Source organism: Gordonia sp. PvP123 (assembly GCF_040547295.1).
GTDB lineage: Bacteria > Actinomycetota > Actinomycetes > Mycobacteriales > Mycobacteriaceae > Gordonia > Gordonia terrae.
The window spans coordinates 1-15,107 of the sequence record NZ_JBEPPN010000018.1; the positions used below are offsets into that span (position 1 = coordinate 1).

A 15,107-nucleotide genomic window follows, 5' to 3' on the forward strand; every position below is an offset into this window, starting at 1 on the left:
GTGTCACCAACACCGCCCCCGCCCCCACCCCTACCTGATGGATTACCTCCGGGCGCCCGGTGGGCGTTTGGCCCCCCCCCCCCGGGGGGCCCGCCCCGGGGCCCCCCCCCCGGGGGCCCCCCCCCGTCCGGTTGTCCCCGGAGTGATCAAGTCGATGATTCATTAGCGGGCTGAACGGTTATACGGGGAGTCGGGGGTACGGCCGAAGCGTTTCCAGAGGGGAGCCAGAACTGACGATGTCACAGCGACCATCGCGTCTCTCGACCACTGCAGAGCAACCGTGACTCCGCATGACGACGTGCCGGTCGACGGTCGAACCAGGCACTACGGCGACTTCTACGGCGTCACCGAGACCCCGCTGGCCGACGACAGGCAGCTACTGCTGGTCTGGGGAAACTGCCAGGCCGAGGCGTTGCGGATCGTCCTGTCCGGTTCGCCCGACCTCTCGTTTCGTACCGTCCGCGTCCCACCGGTCCACGAACTCGAGTCCTCCGACGTCGACCACGTCGAACGCCTCGTCCGTCGAGCCGCGGTGATCGTCTCCCAACCGGTGCGCGCCGGTTACCGGGGACTCCCGATCGGTGGACCGGACCTGGTCGACCTGGCGCCGTCGGCGAGGGTCATCGTGTGGCCGGTCATCCGCTATGGCGGGTTGTATCCGTTCCAGGTCATCGCGCGACATCCCGCGCAGCCGTCCGCGGTACCCGCTGCTGTGCCGTACCACGACCTCCGAACGGTCCTGGCCGCGCGGGACGGCCGTCGATCGTTCGACGAGTGGGATGTCCGCGTCCCGGGCGAACACCTCCGAGAAGCAGCGCGCTGGAGTGTGGAACAGCTCGCGATGCGCGAACGCCGCCAGTGCGACATCGCGATTTCCGACATCCTGCTCGACGCCGGGGCGGACGCCGCCCACACGATCAACCATCCCGGCAACCGGGTGCTGCTGACGCTCGGTCGTCGAATCCTCGATGCACTCGGGGCGTCGGCGCCGATCCCACCGACGCGGGAGCTGCTCGGCAACATTCGCGCGCCGCTGGAACAACGCGTGATCGATGCGCTCGGTATCGACGCATCCGCGCGGATCGCCTGGGATGTCGACGGTGCGGTGATGACCGAGGAGGTCGTCCACCGCAGTCAGATACATTGGTACGCAGACCATCCCGAGTTCATCGATGCCGTGCTGGACCGCTACGTCGAGCTCATCGACATCCTGGGGTTGGCATGACGAGACCCCTGGGACACCTCCTCGTCGGGCCCCGGTCGCACGGTGTGGTGCGGTATGCGCAGTCGGTATACGACGCGGTGACCGCCGAGGGCGGCCATCATCGGTTGGCGCACATGCGCACACTCTGCGCCGGCCTGCCGGCGGGACTGGCCGACTGCGCGCTCGTGCACCTGCATGTGACAGATCGTCTGTTCGGGCGCACGCCCCTGCAAGCGCGCGACAATCTACTCGCGATGATCGCGGGTCTGCGCCGACCGGTCTCGGTGACGCTGCACGACCTGCCCCAGCCATCGGACGGGCGGTCGATGCAGGCACGCATCGAGTTCTTCCGGTCGGTGGCCCGATCGGCGACCGGCGTGATCGTGTCGAGCCGTCACGAGGCGTCGTTGTTCTCCGAATTCGTCGACCCGACGATCGATGTCGAGGTCGTTCCGCTGATGATCGACTCCCGACGCGTCGACAAGCCCTCGGCGACAGCGGAATCGACGGTCGGCGTGCTCGGCTACCTGTATCCCGGGAAGGGACATCTCGAGACCCTCCGGGCGATGTCCGGTCTCGATCCGTCAATCGGCTTCGTCGCACTCGGCACCCCGTCGCCCGGACACGAGGATCTGGCCGACGACCTGGCCAAGCTGGCGGCGGACATGGGTAGGCGGTGTGAGATCACCGGCTACCTGACCGACGACGAACTCCGGCGGGCGTCGGCCGAGGTCACGGTCCCCGTCGCCTATCACCGGCACATGTCGGCATCCGGCTCGATCAACTCCTGGATCTCCGCCGGGCGCAGGCCACTGGTCCCGCGCACCACCTACACCGAGGAACTCGCCGCGCGGTCCCCGGGCGTGCTGACGATGCACGCGAACGACGACGATGCGCTGCAGGCCGCCATCGAGCATGCGTTCGCGCATCCTGCGGACACCTGGATCGATCCATCGGTGGTTCCGTCGCCCACGGCTGTCGATGTCGGGCTGGAGCACGAGCGGCTGCTGCGGCGGTGGAGCGCGTGATGGTCGTCGGGCTCGGTGATGGTCGGACCGTCGTGCCCGACAACCGGTGGGACCTGATCGGTGATGCCGCGCCGACGCCGCTGGTGAGTGTCGTCATCCCGTACTACAACCAACGTCGTCAACTGGCGCTGGTCCTGGAGGCGTTGACGGCCCAGACCTACCCGGCTGATCGCCTGGAGGTGGTCGTGGCCGACGACGGTTCGTCCTGTTCGCCGGACGTCAGCGCGTGGACGTCCCGGTTGACGATCACGGTGGTGTCGCAGGAGGACAAGGGCTTTCGGGCGGCGGCCGCCCGCAATCTGGGCGTCGCGGCGTCGAGCGGCTCGGTCCTGTGTTTCCTCGACGCGGACACGGTTCCGACGCAGGACTACATCCGGCGCGCGACGAGGTTGCCCGCTTCAGCGCCCGACACCCTCGTGGTCGGACGGCGTAAGCATGCGGACCTGAGTGAGGTCGCTCCGGATTCGGTGGTCCGATGGCTCGCCGACCGGCAGCATCTCGAGCGTTCGCACGAGTGTGAACCCGAGTGGCTGGTCGACGCATACGACCGCACGGCCGATCTCCTGGACCCTGGCTGGGACGGCTACAAGTACCTCATCAGCGCCGTGATGAGTTGCAGCCGTGAGCTGTTCGACGACGTGGGGGGATTCGATCCGTCGTTCGTCCAATACGGGGGAGAGGACTGGGAGTTCGCGAACCGGGCCTTCATGATGGGCGCGGTGTTCGCGCACGAACCCGAAGCGGTGGCGTGGCACGACGGTCCCGACTGGGCCGAGCGTCCGGTGTCAGAACGGATCTCGGAGAAGAACGCCGAAGCCCTGGCGCTCGCGCCACTCGTCACCGATCCGGCGGCCCGGACCGCCGGGCTCTTGTATTGCATCCCCGACATCGTCGTGGCGCTGTCGGTCGAGGGACACACCGCGGCATCGCTGATGCGAACGGTCGGCAGCGTGCTGCGTGGGGCGGACGGTCGCAGCGTGGATGCGGCCATCTGGCTCGTCGGCGCACGTGCCGACACTCTGCTCGCCCAACTGGGCGTGCACGATTCGCGAATCCGGACCGGCAGCCCGGACGCGTCGACGCTGTCGCGGTGCAGATTCGTCCTCGAGGTCACCGGGCCCGTGATCTTCTCGGGCGACTCGCTCGCGCGGCTCACCGGCGAGGTCGCGCCGGGGGAGTGTGGCCAGGTGACGGTGGACTTCGACGGGGCGCCGGCGGCGTCGGTGACGGTCGCGTCGTCGCGAGCACGGCATCGGGCTCGACGGTGGTCGTCGCACACCGACCTGAATATGGATGAGCTCCTCGACCGGTTGTTCGGCGTTCGGACGGTGCATGGCGACCGTGTCGGGATCAGCGTCGCCGATGGTGAGCCGTCGTTGTCGTGGTGAGTGATCGCGCCCCCGGCAGTTGGTGATCCCGTGGTCACCGTCAGGCAGGTGGTTTCTGGTGCCCCCGGTCAGACTCGAACTGACACTGGACGGGTTTTGAATCCGTTGCCTCTGCCAATTGGGCTACGGGGGCCAGTACACGGGTCGCCCCGCGCCGGAGACCAACTCTAGATGATCGGCCGAGCGGCCTGCCAACCGGTACTCTGCGTGCACACGGACGCGGCGTGAGCGACGTGGAGGAGGGAATGTTGACGGTGACCGACAGTGCGACGACAGCAGCCGGTGAGACCACGACAACTCATCGGGTTCTGGTGGCCGAGGACGATTCCTTGATCCGGATGGACCTGATCGAGATGCTCCGCGAAGAGGGGTACGACGTCGTCGGGGAGGCGCCGAACGGGCAGGTCGCGGTGGAGCTGACCGAGTCACTGTCGCCCGACCTCGTCATCATGGACATCAAGATGCCCGTTCGTGACGGCATCGATGCGGCAACCGAGATCGCCGAGAAGCGTCTCGCGCCGGTTGTCATGCTGACCGCGTTCAGTCAGCGGGACTTCATCGACAAGGCGCGTGACGCAGGCGCGATGGCCTACCTGGTCAAACCGTTCACGAAGGCCGACCTGGTCCCGGCCATCGAGGTGGCGGTGAGCCGTTACCAGGAGCTCAAACAGCTCGAGCGCGAGGTCGCGACCATGAACGAGCGGCTGGAGACCCGCAAGCTCGTGGAGCGGGCGAAGGGGTTGCTAATGGAGAAGCAGGCCCTCTCCGAGCCCGACGCGTTCAAATGGATCCAGCGCGCGGCGATGGACCGCAGGACCACGATGAAAGCCGTTGCGCAGGTTGTCGTGGAGACCCTCGGGAGCGACTGACCACGAGCGCCTCGCCGACGCAATTCGTCTGTGCGCAAGCCAGTTTCACTGTCTTTACGCAGCCGCAACAAGATCGCGCTAGCTTTTCTCCAGCGAGGCGCGGTCCGCTGCACTCAGACGTGCCGTCCTCGTCACAAATGCCGAACGCACAGGCCGAACGCCGAACGCGCAGGCCAGACGCAAGGAGAGCATCGATGTCCTTACGCTTTTTGAGGAGCGGGGCAGTGGTCGTGACCGCGGCGGCAGCGCTGGTGGTCGCCGGCTGCAGCAGCTCTGATTCGGGTTCTGACGGAGGTTCCGAGGCGTCGTCGAGCGCCGCAGTGGAGTCCACGCCCGCACCCCCGGGTCTTGGCCTCGCGCAGAAGCTGGCGTGCAACCCGCCGAAGGCCACCCCAGGCCCGGCCAGCACCGCCGCGCTGAAGATCGGCACCCTGCTCCCGGCGACCGGATCGCTGGCCTTCCTGGGGCCGCCCATGGAAGCGGGTGTGAACCTCGCGGTCAAGGACATCAACGCCGCCGGCGGAGTCCTCGACCAGCCGGTCGAGCTCGTCACCGGTGACTCGGGGGACACCACCACCGACACCGCCAACGCCACCGTGGACCGCGAACTCAGTGCCGGCACCCAGGTCATCATCGGCGCCGCGTCGTCCTCGGTGTCGCTGAAGGTCATCGACAAGGTCGCCAACGCGGGCGCGGTCATGTTCTCGCCGGCGAACACCTCCGACGAGTTCACCTGTTACCAGGACAAGGGTCAATACTTCCGCACCGCACCCGCGGATGTCCTCCAGGCGCAGGCGCTCTCGCAGACCATGGCCGAGGACGGCGTGCAGCGCGTGTCGATCCTCGCGCTCAACGATCCGTACGGAACGGGACTGGCCGACAACACCGTTCGGGATCTCGAGGCGGCCGGCGTCCCGGCCGACCAGATCCAGAAGATCATCTACGACCCGAACGCGCAGTCGTTCAACGCCGAGGTCGATCAGGTGAAGAACTTCGACCCGGACGGCATAGCGGTCATCGGATTCGAGGAGAGCGCCAAGATCATCACGCGCATGCACGAGGTCGGAATCGGTCCGAGCGACGGCAAGCTCGTCTACGGCGTCGACGGCAACATGGGCAACGCGTTGGGTGAATCGGTGGGACCGGGTCTGCTCAAGGGCATGAAGGGAACCACCCCGCTGACCCAGACCAGCGGGGAGTTCCAGGCGGCCCTGAAGGAGCTCGACAGCGAACTCATCGACTTCAACTACTCGGGCGAGAGCTACGACGCCGCCGTGGTGAGCGCACTCGCGGCTACCGCAGCCAAGTCGACCGACGGTCGGACGATCGCAGCCAACATCATCGGCGTGACGAACGGTGACGAGAACTGCGACTCGTACCAGGCCTGCCTGGAACTGCTGAACGGCGGCAAGACGATCGCCTACGTCGGCAAGACCGGCAACCTGGCCTTCAACGCCGCCGGAGAGCCGAGCGTCGGCTCCTACGGTGTACTCGAGTTCGACGACAACAACGCCCTGCTCACCCCGACGCGCAAATACGTCTCGGTCGCAGCGCAGTAGAACCCCCGCACACGCTGAGACCCCCGGTTCCGGCCGGGGGTCTCGTCGTGTCAGCGGTTCTGATCTCGTATCCCGTTGTCGCCCAACGCGTCGGCGGCAGCGGTCGCGGCACAGGCGGACGGCTCACGGCTTCTTCTCCGAACTGCCCGCGAGCGTGCCGAGGTAGAGCTCGATGATCTTGGGGTCGTTGGCGAGGTTGCGGCCCGTGTCGGTGTAGGCGTTGCGGCCCTGATCGAGCACATAGCCGCGGTCGCAGATCTGCAGGCAGCGGCGGGCGTTCTGCTCGACCATGATGATCGAGACACCGGTGGCGTTGATCGCCTTGCAGCGGATGAACACCTCGTCCTGGAACATCGGGGACAGGCCCGCCGACGGCTCGTCGAGTAGTAGCACCGCGGGGTCCATCATCAGCGCGCGTCCCATGGCGACCATCTGCCGCTCACCACCGGAGAGTGCGCCCGCCTTCACCTTTCGCCTCTCGGAGAGCAGCGGGAAGAGCTGCGAGACGAACTCGAACCTCGTGGCGAAGGTCTTGGGCCGCAGATAGACGCCCATCTCCAGATTTTCTTCGATCGTCAAGGCGGGGAAGACGTTCTGTGTCTGCGGAACGTAGCCGACACCCTTGTCGACGAGGACGTGCGCCTTCGCCGAGGTGATGTCGTCGCCACGGAGCGTGACCGAACCCTCGCGCACGGGAATCAGTCCGAACAGCGTCTTCAGCAGAGTCGACTTGCCGGCGCCGTTGGGGCCGATGATACCGACGATCTCACCGTCACCGAGGTAGAAGTTGCACTCCTCGAGGATGTTGATGCCGGGGAGATAACCGGCGGTGATGTCGTCGGCTCGCATCAGTGCGTTTCCCGCGAGTTTGCGATGCTCCTCGGCAGTGGCCGCGAGCTGCGCCGGCGTCAACTGCCCGGGTTCGGGCTCGGTGCTCATCGTCCGCCCTCCTTCGTCTCCGGCGCCGACGGCGGCAGTTCGGTGACCTCCGAGAGGTCCCCGCCCTCCTCCAGCGTCGCCTCGATGGCTGCCTCGACCTTCTCCGCGAGCACCGCGGTGGCCCCGACCGGACGACCCTGGTCGTCGAACTCCAGTGCCTGATCGTGATGACCCCCGAGGTACGCGTCGACGACGGCCTCGTTGTCGCCCAGTCGGTCGGGGAGGGATTCGGCGATGACCTGGCCCTGGGCCATCACGACAACCCAGTCGCTGATGTCGCGGATGACGTCCATGTCGTGTTCGACGAAGACGACCGTGACCCCTTCGTCCCGCAGCGATTTGATGTGTTCGAGCAGGCTCTGGGTCAGCGCCGGGTTGACGCCGGCCATCGGCTCGTCGAGCATCACGATCTCGGGGTCGGTCATCAACGCGCGTGCCATCTCCAGCAGCTTGCGCTGTCCGCCCGACAGCGAGCCGGCGAAGTCGCCGGCCTTGGCGTCGAGCTTGAAGCGCCGGAGCAGTTCGTGTGCGCGGTCGGTGATCTCGGCTTCCTGCTTGCGCCACACCCAGGGCGCGAGCGCGGCGAGGAAGTGCTCGCCCCGCTGCCCGGCGGCCCCGAGCCGGACGTTGTCGAGCACGGTGAGTTTCGCGAGCGCCTTGGTGAGCTGGAAGGTGCGCACCATGCCGCGACGGGCCACCTGGTGGGGAACCATCCGGCCCAGGGAGTCGCCGTTCAGCGACCATGTGCCCGAGTCGGGCTTGTCGAATCCGGTGATAAGGTTGAAGAAGGTGGTCTTGCCCGCGCCGTTGGGGCCGATGAGACCGGTGATGGCGCCGCGCTGCACCTCCAGATGATCGACCTGCACGGCCTTGATGCCGCCGAAGGTTCGAGAAATGTTGTCCACCACGATGATCGGATCGGGTTTGGGCGATCCCGGCTCGGCGGTGACCCCGGCGAACAACCGTGAGCGCTCGGCGGCCGAGAGCGCGGAGAGGTCCCGGCGGGTCGCCCGGACAGGAGCGGCTTCGTGGTCTCGGCGCGGTGTGGGGTCGTCAGGCATCGAGCTGCACCTCCCTCTTGTTGCCGAGCAGTCCCTGGGGTCTGAACACCATCATCAGGATGATCGCCAGACCGAGCAGCACGTAGCGGAATGCGCCGACCTGCTGCGCCGACAGATTCAGCAGTGGGTCGTCGCCGGATGTGGCCTGACGCAACAGCGCGTCGGGAATCGCGAGCAGGAACCAGAACAGCATGGCGCCGAGAACCGGGCCGAACACCGTCGCGGCCCCACCCAGGATCAGTGCGCCGTAGGCGAAGAACGTCTGTGCCGTCGAGTAGAAGTCGGGATTGATCGATTGGGTGGCGAATGCGTTGAACACTCCCGCCAGCCCACCGATACAGCCGCCGAGCACCAGGGCCTGCATCTTGTAGAAGTAGGCGTTCTTGCCGAGCGACCGCGCGGCGTCCTCGTCCTCCCGGACCGCCTTGAGCACGCGTCCCCACGGACTGCGGACGAGGAGATAGACCATCAGACACAAGAGCGCGACGACGATCCAGCCGACCACCATCGACCACAGGTCGCCACCGAGGAACTTGACGCCGAAAAACGAGTACTGCTTGCCGTTGTCGAACGGGCTGATGGAGAAGAAACTGCCGGCGTAGCCGTAGATGCCGTTGGTGGAGCGGGTGAAGTCGTCGGCGGAGGTCGACCGGAAGACCAGGCGCAGGATCTCCGACGCCGCGATGGTGACGATCGCCAGGTAGTCCGCCCGCAGGCGCAGGGTGGGAAGACCGAGAACGACCGCCAGCATCCCGGCGGCGGCGATGCCGATGATCCCGCCCAGCCAGAGCGGCTGGTCGTAGTTGACGGCCATGATGCCCACGCCGTAACCGCCGAGCAGGGCGAAGGCGATCTGGCCGAAGTTGAGCAGTCCGGCGTAGCCGAAGTGCAGGTTCAGGCCGATGGCCAGCAGGGCGTAGAAGATCGCCGATGGACCGATGAGCTGCGCGATGGCTATCTGAAGCGCTGAGATGATGTCCATGGGTCAGCCGATCCTCGCTCGAGATCCGAGAATGCCCTGGGGCCGGATGGTCAGGATGATGATGAGGATCAGCAGGCCGCCGATGTACTTCAGGTCGGGGCTGAGGATGTAGGTGGACAACTGGACGAGCAGACCGACGATGAGACAGCCCAGCAGTGCGCCGTAGGCCGTGCCGAGTCCGCCGAGTGTGATGCCCGCGAACATGAGCAGCAGGAGCTTGAAGCCCATCTCCCATTGGACCCGGCCGCCGAGTTCGGAGAGCGCGAACATCACGCCGCCGAGTGTGGCCAGGCCGCCGGCCAGTGCCCACACGAACAGGATGACGCGGTCGACGTCGATACCCGACGACTCGGCGAGATCCTTGTTGTCGGCGACCGCGCGCATCGCCTTGCCGATCCTGGTGCGCTGCAACAACACCGCGACGCCGAGCAACACCACGATGCTGATGACGATGCAGGCCAGGTTCACCGGTGTGATCGCGAACGGACCGGAGCCGATCTGGGTCTGCGCCTGATAGTCGTCGAACGGTTCGGCCCGGTCGGAGAAGAAGATCAGGATCAGGTAGCGGAGCACCAGCGACAGGCCGATCGACACGACGAGCATGGCGATCAGCCCGGTTCGTCGTCTTCGCAACGGTCTCCACAGACCGAGTTCGTTCAGGATCCCGATGCCGACGCCGACGATGACCGCCAGGATCGTCGCCGGGATGAGTTGCACACCGAGTTTGACGTTGATCACCCACGCGATCACCGCGCCGAGTGTCACCAGCTCGCCATGGGCGAAGTTCGTCAGTCCGGTGGTGCCGAAGATGAGGCTCAGACCGACCCCGGTGATGGCGATGATCAGACCGAACCGGATCCCGTCGATGGCCAGCCTCGTCAGCTCGGCGACCGCGGACACCTCGGTGCCGGTCCGGACGTCCCCGAAGGAGAAGATGACCGGACGTGCCGTTCCGCCGCTGACGTCGACGGGCAACTCCGACTTCTGGACCTCGACGCCGTCGGGGAGCGATTCGGTGTCGACGACGATCGTGTACTGGCCCGGGGGCACGTTGATCGACCAGGCCCCGGTCGCCGACGACGTCGCCGTGCCGACGACGGTCCCCGACGCGTCCTTCGCCTCGAGCTCGACGCCCTCGACCTTGTCCGCACCGTTGCGCAACACCCCGAAGACGCGTACCGAGTCCTCCGGTGCGGCCACCGCGGGCGAGGCGACGAACAGTCCACACAGGATCGACGCGGCGAGCAGGAGCAGCATCGCGATCGCCGGGCGTCGTACCGATGGCGGGGGAGCAGGGGGATGGCTCTCGAGATCGGAATCCTCGCCGAGAGCACATCGTGGCGGCGTCTGCGGCGAGGTGCCGGCGCGTTGCGATGTCATCCTGCGGGACATTAGCGCCAGCGTCGTCACCACGTGGCGACAACGACGTTTCCCAGAGGTAACTTCTCGCGCCGACCGACCGCACCGAGAAGTCGCGATGTGCTGTCGGAGACCCGATCCGGGTCGTACGCTGGTCCGATGGTCCCGGTCAGCGTGTCCACAACCACAGACGTCGAACTCGCCGCAGCGCTCCTGGCGCAGGCCTTCGCCGACGACCCGGTGACGGTGTGGATGCAACCGGACACCTCGCGTCACCTCGTCATGTTCCGCACACTGTTGAAGTACAGCCACGGCCCGAAGTCGACGCTCGACCTCGCGATGCGCGACGGCCAACCGGTCGGTGCGGCCGCGTGGGATCCCCCGGGACACAAGGTGTCGGCGACGGCACAGGTCGTGTCGATGGTCGGGTTCTTCCGTGCGATGGGGTCGCGGATGAGTCGCGGGATGAAACTCGAGGAAGAATTCGGCAAGCGTCGACCCAAGGAGCCGCATTGGTACCTGGGCCAGATCGGGGCGCCGGTGCACGGAGTCGGGGTGGGCACCTCGCTCCTGGGACATCGGCTCGACCAGATCGACGGCCCCGCGTACCTCGAATGCTCGAACGTCCGCAACGTGCCGCTCTACGAGCGTTTCGGATTCACGGTGACCGAGGAGTTCGCGCTCCCGCTCGACGGTCCCACGGTGTGGGCCATGTACCGGCCCCTCCGATGAGAGGCCGACTGTGAGGAGTCGCCCCAGGCGTGTCGGACAGGGTCACTAGACTCGGCGACTGTGAGTCCAGCGCAGAGTTCCCCGGCAACGACCCCCGCCAAGGCACCCGGATCGACGGGCACAGCGGCACCCCGCGCCAAGGGCAAGACCAAGCAGCCGGTGTTGATGCTGCTCGACGGACACTCCCTGGCCTACCGGGCGTTCTTCGCGCTTCCCGCGGAGAACTTCAAGACGCATTCCGGCCAGACGACCAACGCCGTCTACGGCTTCACCTCGATGCTGATCAACCTGTTGCGCGACGAGGAGCCCACGCACATCGCCGCCGCCTTCGACGTCTCACGGAAGACCTTCCGGTCGGAGATGTACCCCGAGTACAAGGCGCAGCGGTCGAAGTCGCCCGACGAGTTCAACGGCCAGGTCGACCTCACCAAGGAGGTCCTCGATGCGCTGGGCGTCTCGGTGCTGGCCATCGAGGGCTACGAGGCCGACGACATCATCGCGACCCTGGCGACCCGGGCCCGTGAGGACGGATACAAGGTCCTGATCGTCACCGGTGACCGCGACTCACTGCAGCTCGTCGACGCGTCGACAACCGTGCTCTACCCGCGCAAGGGAGTGTCCGACCTCACCCGCTTCACGCCCGAGGAGGTCGAGAAGAAGTACGGTCTCACCCCCACCCAGTACCCGGACTACGCGGCGCTGCGCGGCGACCCCAGCGACAACCTCCCGGGCATACCCGGAGTCGGCGAGAAGACCGCGTCCAAGTGGATCCGCGAGTACGGATCGCTCGCCGCGCTCGTCGATCACGTCGACGAGGTCAAGGGCAAGGTGGGCGACGCGTTGCGGGCGCATCTGGCGTCGGTGCAGACCAATCGGCAGCTCACCGAGCTCGTCCGGGACATGCAGCTGCCGGCGTCCCCCGACGACCTGGCCATGGTCGGGTGGGACCGCGATCGCATCCACCAACTGTTCGACGACCTGGAGTTCCGGGTGTTGCGGGACCGGCTCTTCTCGACGCTGAGTTCCGTTGAGCCCGAAGCGGAAGCGGGCTTCGATCTCGACGGCGCGGTCCTGGGTGCCGGCGAGGTCGGCGAGTGGCTCACCGCGCACGCCCGGACCGGCCGGGTCGGTCTTGCAGTGACCGCGCCGCACGTCGTCGTCGGGTCGGACCCGTCGGGTGTGGCGATCGCAGCGGCCGACGGGTCGTCGGCCTATGTCGACGTGACCGCACTGACCCCCGAAGACGAAGCGGCACTGGGGGAGTGGTTCGCCGACCCGTCGGCACTCAAAGCGGTCCACGAGGCGAAGTGGGCTGTGCACGCACTCCGGTCGCGCGGTTGGACGCTCGACGGTGTCACCAGTGACACCTCGCTCGCGGCCTACCTCGTCCGGCCCGGGCAGCGCACCTTCAATCTCGACGACCTCGCGCTGCGCTACCTGCGTCGCGAACTCCGTGCCGACGGCGGGCCCGGCGATGGCCAGATGTCGCTGCTCGACGACGATTCCGACGGCCGCGTCGCCGAACAACACATGCTCGAGGCACGTGCTGTCCAGGAACTGGCCGACACGCTCGACACGGAGCTGGACCGGATCGACTCCAAGCCGCTGCTGACCGAGATGGAGTTGCCGCTGTCGTTCGTGCTGGCCGACGCCGAGTCGGCGGGCATCGCGGTCGACGTCGATCACTTCGGCGCCCTCGAGCGGATGTTCGCCGACCGCATCCGTGCCGCTGCCGAGGCGGCGTACGAGGTCATCGGGGAGCAGATCAATCTCGGCTCACCCAAGCAGTTGCAGACCGTCCTCTTCGACAAGCTGGACATGCCGAAGACGAAGAAGACCAAGACCGGTTACACCACCGACGCCGACGCGCTGCAGTCGCTCTACGAGAAGACCGAACACCCCTTCCTGGCCCATCTTCTCGAGCACCGCGATGCGACACGACTGAAGGTCACCGTCGACGGACTCCTGAAGTCGGTCGCCGACGACGGGCGCATCCACACGACGTTCAATCAGACGATCGCCGCGACCGGGCGCCTCTCGTCCACCGAGCCGAACCTGCAGAACATCCCGGTACGCACCGAGGCCGGGCGGGAGATCCGGCGCGGCTTCGTCGTCGGCGCCGACACCGCGACCGGTGTTCCCTACGACTGCCTCATGACCGCCGACTACAGCCAGATCGAGATGCGGATCATGGCGCATCTGTCGGAGGATGCGGGTCTGATCGAGGCGTTCAACACCGGCGAGGACCTGCACAACTTCGTCGGGTCGCGCGCCTTCGGGGTGCCGATCGACGAGGTCACCACCGAGATGCGTCACCGGGTGAAGGCGATGTCGTACGGACTTGCTTACGGCCTCAGTGCGTTCGGGCTCGCGGCGCAGCTGAAGATCAGCCGCGACGAGGCCAAGGAGCAGATGGAGGCATACTTCGCGCGCTTCGGCGGAGTGCGCGACTACCTGCACGACGTCGTCGCCGAGGCCCGCCGCAACGAGTACACCGCGACCCTGTTCGGCAGGCGCCGCTACCTGCCGGATCTGAACAGCGACAACTGGCAGCGGCGGCAGTCCGCCGAGCGCATGGCGCTCAACGCGCCCATCCAGGGCACCGCCGCGGACATCATCAAGGTCGCGATGATCAACGTCCACAAGCGCCTTGCGGCCGAAGGTCTCACATCGCGGACCCTTCTCCAGGTCCACGACGAACTCGTGATCGAGGTCGCCGCCGGTGAGCGGGACGCCGTCGAAGCGGTGGTGCGCGAGGAGATGGGCAACGCCATCACCTTGTCGGTGCCCCTGGAGGTGTCGGTCGGTTTCGGGCGGTCCTGGGACGACGCAGCGCACTGATGGGCGTGGGCGAGAGAACTTTCGGCGTCCTCACCGGCGACGGGATCGGGCCGGAGATCGTCCCCGCCGCGGTGTCGGTCGCGGACGCGGCCGCCGCCGCGGAGTCGATCGAGATCGACTGGCAGGAATTGCCTTTCGGGTTGTCTGCCATCGCCTCGCACGGTGATCCGGTGCCCGAGCAGACGCTGACGGCTCTCGACGGCCTCGGATTCTGGATCGTCGGACCCCACGACTCGGCGGCCTACCCGCCCGGTCACGGCGATCGCACTCCGGGAGCAACGCTCCGAACCCGGTACGAACTGTTCGCGAATCTCCGTCCCGCTCGGGCCTTTGCCGGTGTCCCGGCGCTGCGGCCGGACATCGATGTGCTGATCGTGCGGGAGAACTCCGAGGGTTTCTACGCCGACCGCAACATGGCGGTCGGAAGCGGCGAGTTCATGCCGACTCCGGATGTGGCCCTCGCGGTCGGGCTCGTCACCCGTGCGGCGTCGGAGCGCATCGCGCGGGTCGCATGCGCAGCCGCGATCGAGCGTGCGGGTTCCGACCGGCAACCGCGACTGACGATCGTGCACAAAGCCAATGTCTTGCGGATGACCACCGGACTGTTCCGAGATGCGTGCCGCGCCGTCGCCGCCGACTTCCCCGAGGTCGAGGTGTCCGAGCAACACGTCGATGCCATGGCGGCCCTGCTGGTTCGGCGCCCCGCCGATTTCGACGTCCTCGTGACCGAGAACCTCTTCGGTGACGTCTTGTCCGACCTCGCTGGAGAGCTCGCCGGATCGCTGGGCATCGCCGGTTCCGTCAACAGCTCGGAGACCCGCGTGATGGCGCAGGCATCGCACGGTGCGGCGCCCGATATCGCCGGGCGCGGCATCGCGAACCCGGTCGCCATGATCGCCTCGGTGGCAATGGGATTCAGACGCTTCGGCCAGATGACCGAGGACGCGGCGCTGGTCGCGGCCGGGGCCCGGATCGACGCCGCGGTCGCCGACACACTCGCGCACACCGCGACGGGCGACCTCGGTGGCGACGCCACCACCGCGGAGTTCGCGGCCGCGGTGGGTCAGCGCATCGCGGAGGGCTGACGGGAGCGCGAGCGACCGCCTACGGCTCCCTGGACGGCAGTCGCGCGCACTCGCACCCGC

The 15,107-nt window shown here is 67.1% G+C and carries 12 protein-coding genes and 1 tRNA gene; 8 read left to right on the forward strand and 5 right to left on the reverse strand.

Annotated features, from left to right (window positions below):
* Positions 1–280 precede the first annotated feature (280 nt).
* From ABIC25_RS24000 to ABIC25_RS24010, 3 genes are read left to right on the forward strand one after another with little or no spacing between them, the layout of a single operon-like run.
* Positions 281–1,225, forward strand: coding sequence for a WcbI family polysaccharide biosynthesis putative acetyltransferase (locus tag ABIC25_RS24000; RefSeq protein ID WP_354563477.1), 945 nt, complete (start codon positions 281–283; stop codon positions 1,223–1,225).
* Positions 1,222–2,232: a glycosyltransferase family protein gene (locus ABIC25_RS24005; RefSeq protein WP_354563479.1), complete on the forward strand. Its 1,011-nt coding sequence runs from the start codon at positions 1,222–1,224 to the stop codon at positions 2,230–2,232. The genes ABIC25_RS24000 and ABIC25_RS24005 overlap by 4 nt, the downstream gene beginning before the upstream one ends.
* Positions 2,232–3,620, forward strand: a complete 1,389-nt coding sequence (locus ABIC25_RS24010; protein WP_435529121.1) for a glycosyltransferase — start codon at positions 2,232–2,234, stop codon at positions 3,618–3,620. The genes ABIC25_RS24005 and ABIC25_RS24010 overlap by 1 nt, the downstream gene beginning before the upstream one ends.
* A gap of 56 nt (positions 3,621–3,676) precedes the next feature.
* Here ABIC25_RS24010 and ABIC25_RS24015 read toward each other — a convergent pair.
* Positions 3,677–3,753, reverse strand: a tRNA-Leu gene (locus ABIC25_RS24015).
* Positions 3,754–3,865: 112 nt separating this feature from the next.
* On the opposite strand from ABIC25_RS24015, the gene ABIC25_RS24020 reads away from it, so the two are divergent.
* Both ABIC25_RS24020 and ABIC25_RS24025 read left to right on the forward strand, forming a co-directional pair.
* Positions 3,866–4,489 (forward strand): ANTAR domain-containing response regulator, encoded by a 624-nt coding sequence (locus tag ABIC25_RS24020; RefSeq protein ID WP_354563502.1) that lies wholly within the window; start codon positions 3,866–3,868, stop codon positions 4,487–4,489.
* A 194-nt stretch (positions 4,490–4,683) separates the two neighbouring features.
* On the forward strand, positions 4,684–6,048 hold the full coding sequence (locus tag ABIC25_RS24025; RefSeq protein WP_354563482.1) for an ABC transporter substrate-binding protein: 1,365 nt from the start codon (positions 4,684–4,686) through the stop codon (positions 6,046–6,048).
* A 123-nt stretch (positions 6,049–6,171) separates the two neighbouring features.
* On the opposite strand, the gene ABIC25_RS24030 is transcribed toward ABIC25_RS24025, so the two are convergent.
* From ABIC25_RS24030 to ABIC25_RS24045, 4 genes are read right to left on the reverse strand one after another with little or no spacing between them, the layout of a single operon-like run.
* A complete protein-coding gene (locus ABIC25_RS24030; protein ID WP_354563483.1) occupies positions 6,172–6,987 on the reverse strand; it encodes an ABC transporter ATP-binding protein in 816 nt (271 codons plus the stop codon).
* Positions 6,984–8,048: an ABC transporter ATP-binding protein gene (locus ABIC25_RS24035; RefSeq protein WP_354563485.1), complete on the reverse strand. Its 1,065-nt coding sequence runs from the start codon at positions 8,046–8,048 to the stop codon at positions 6,984–6,986. The genes ABIC25_RS24030 and ABIC25_RS24035 overlap by 4 nt, the downstream gene beginning before the upstream one ends.
* The gene (locus ABIC25_RS24040) at positions 8,041–9,030 is read right to left on the reverse strand and encodes a branched-chain amino acid ABC transporter permease (RefSeq protein ID WP_101821548.1); all 990 of its coding nucleotides are present in this window, start codon (positions 9,028–9,030) and stop codon (positions 8,041–8,043) included. The genes ABIC25_RS24035 and ABIC25_RS24040 overlap by 8 nt, the downstream gene beginning before the upstream one ends.
* 3 nt (positions 9,031–9,033) lie before the next feature.
* Positions 9,034–10,287, reverse strand: a complete 1,254-nt coding sequence (locus ABIC25_RS24045; protein WP_248645613.1) for an ABC transporter permease subunit — start codon at positions 10,285–10,287, stop codon at positions 9,034–9,036.
* A 261-nt stretch (positions 10,288–10,548) separates the two neighbouring features.
* Here ABIC25_RS24045 and ABIC25_RS24050 point away from each other — a divergent pair, with 261 nt between their 5' ends.
* Genes ABIC25_RS24050 through ABIC25_RS24060 form a run of 3 tightly spaced genes read left to right on the forward strand, consistent with a single transcriptional unit; the run spans position 10,549 to position 15,047 of the window.
* Positions 10,549–11,121, forward strand: a complete 573-nt coding sequence (locus tag ABIC25_RS24050) for an N-acetyltransferase (RefSeq protein WP_354563487.1) — start codon at positions 10,549–10,551, stop codon at positions 11,119–11,121.
* Between the two features lie 60 nt (positions 11,122–11,181).
* Positions 11,182–13,962 carry a DNA polymerase I gene (gene polA, locus ABIC25_RS24055; RefSeq protein WP_354563489.1) on the forward strand — a complete coding sequence of 927 codons (2,781 nt, stop codon included), beginning with the start codon at positions 11,182–11,184 and terminating at the stop codon, positions 13,960–13,962.
* The gene (locus ABIC25_RS24060) at positions 13,962–15,047 is read left to right on the forward strand and encodes an isocitrate/isopropylmalate dehydrogenase family protein (RefSeq protein WP_248642866.1); all 1,086 of its coding nucleotides are present in this window, start codon (positions 13,962–13,964) and stop codon (positions 15,045–15,047) included. The genes polA and ABIC25_RS24060 overlap by 1 nt, the downstream gene beginning before the upstream one ends.
* Positions 15,048–15,107 lie beyond the last annotated feature (60 nt).

What these genes read in the sequence shown, in the direction of transcription:
- ABIC25_RS24005 (WP_354563479.1), top strand. Translation starts at nt 1,222, where the DNA reads ATGACGAGACCCCTGGGACACCTCCTCGTCGGGCCCCGGTCGCACGGT.
- ABIC25_RS24010 (WP_435529121.1), top strand. Translation starts at nt 2,232, where the DNA reads ATGGTCGTCGGGCTCGGTGATGGTCGGACCGTCGTGCCCGACAACCGG.
- ABIC25_RS24020 (WP_354563502.1), top strand. Translation starts at nt 3,866, where the DNA reads ATGTTGACGGTGACCGACAGTGCGACGACAGCAGCCGGTGAGACCACG.
- ABIC25_RS24025 (WP_354563482.1), top strand. Translation starts at nt 4,684, where the DNA reads ATGTCCTTACGCTTTTTGAGGAGCGGGGCAGTGGTCGTGACCGCGGCG.
- ABIC25_RS24030 (WP_354563483.1), bottom strand. Translation starts at nt 6,987, where the DNA reads ATGAGCACCGAGCCCGAACCCGGGCAGTTGACGCCGGCGCAGCTCGCG.
- ABIC25_RS24035 (WP_354563485.1), bottom strand. Translation starts at nt 8,048, where the DNA reads ATGCCTGACGACCCCACACCGCGCCGAGACCACGAAGCCGCTCCTGTC.
- ABIC25_RS24040 (WP_101821548.1), bottom strand. Translation starts at nt 9,030, where the DNA reads ATGGACATCATCTCAGCGCTTCAGATAGCCATCGCGCAGCTCATCGGT.
- ABIC25_RS24045 (WP_248645613.1), bottom strand. Translation starts at nt 10,287, where the DNA reads ATGCTGCTCCTGCTCGCCGCGTCGATCCTGTGTGGACTGTTCGTCGCC.
- ABIC25_RS24050 (WP_354563487.1), top strand. Translation starts at nt 10,549, where the DNA reads ATGGTCCCGGTCAGCGTGTCCACAACCACAGACGTCGAACTCGCCGCA.
- ABIC25_RS24060 (WP_248642866.1), top strand. Translation starts at nt 13,962, where the DNA reads ATGGGCGTGGGCGAGAGAACTTTCGGCGTCCTCACCGGCGACGGGATC.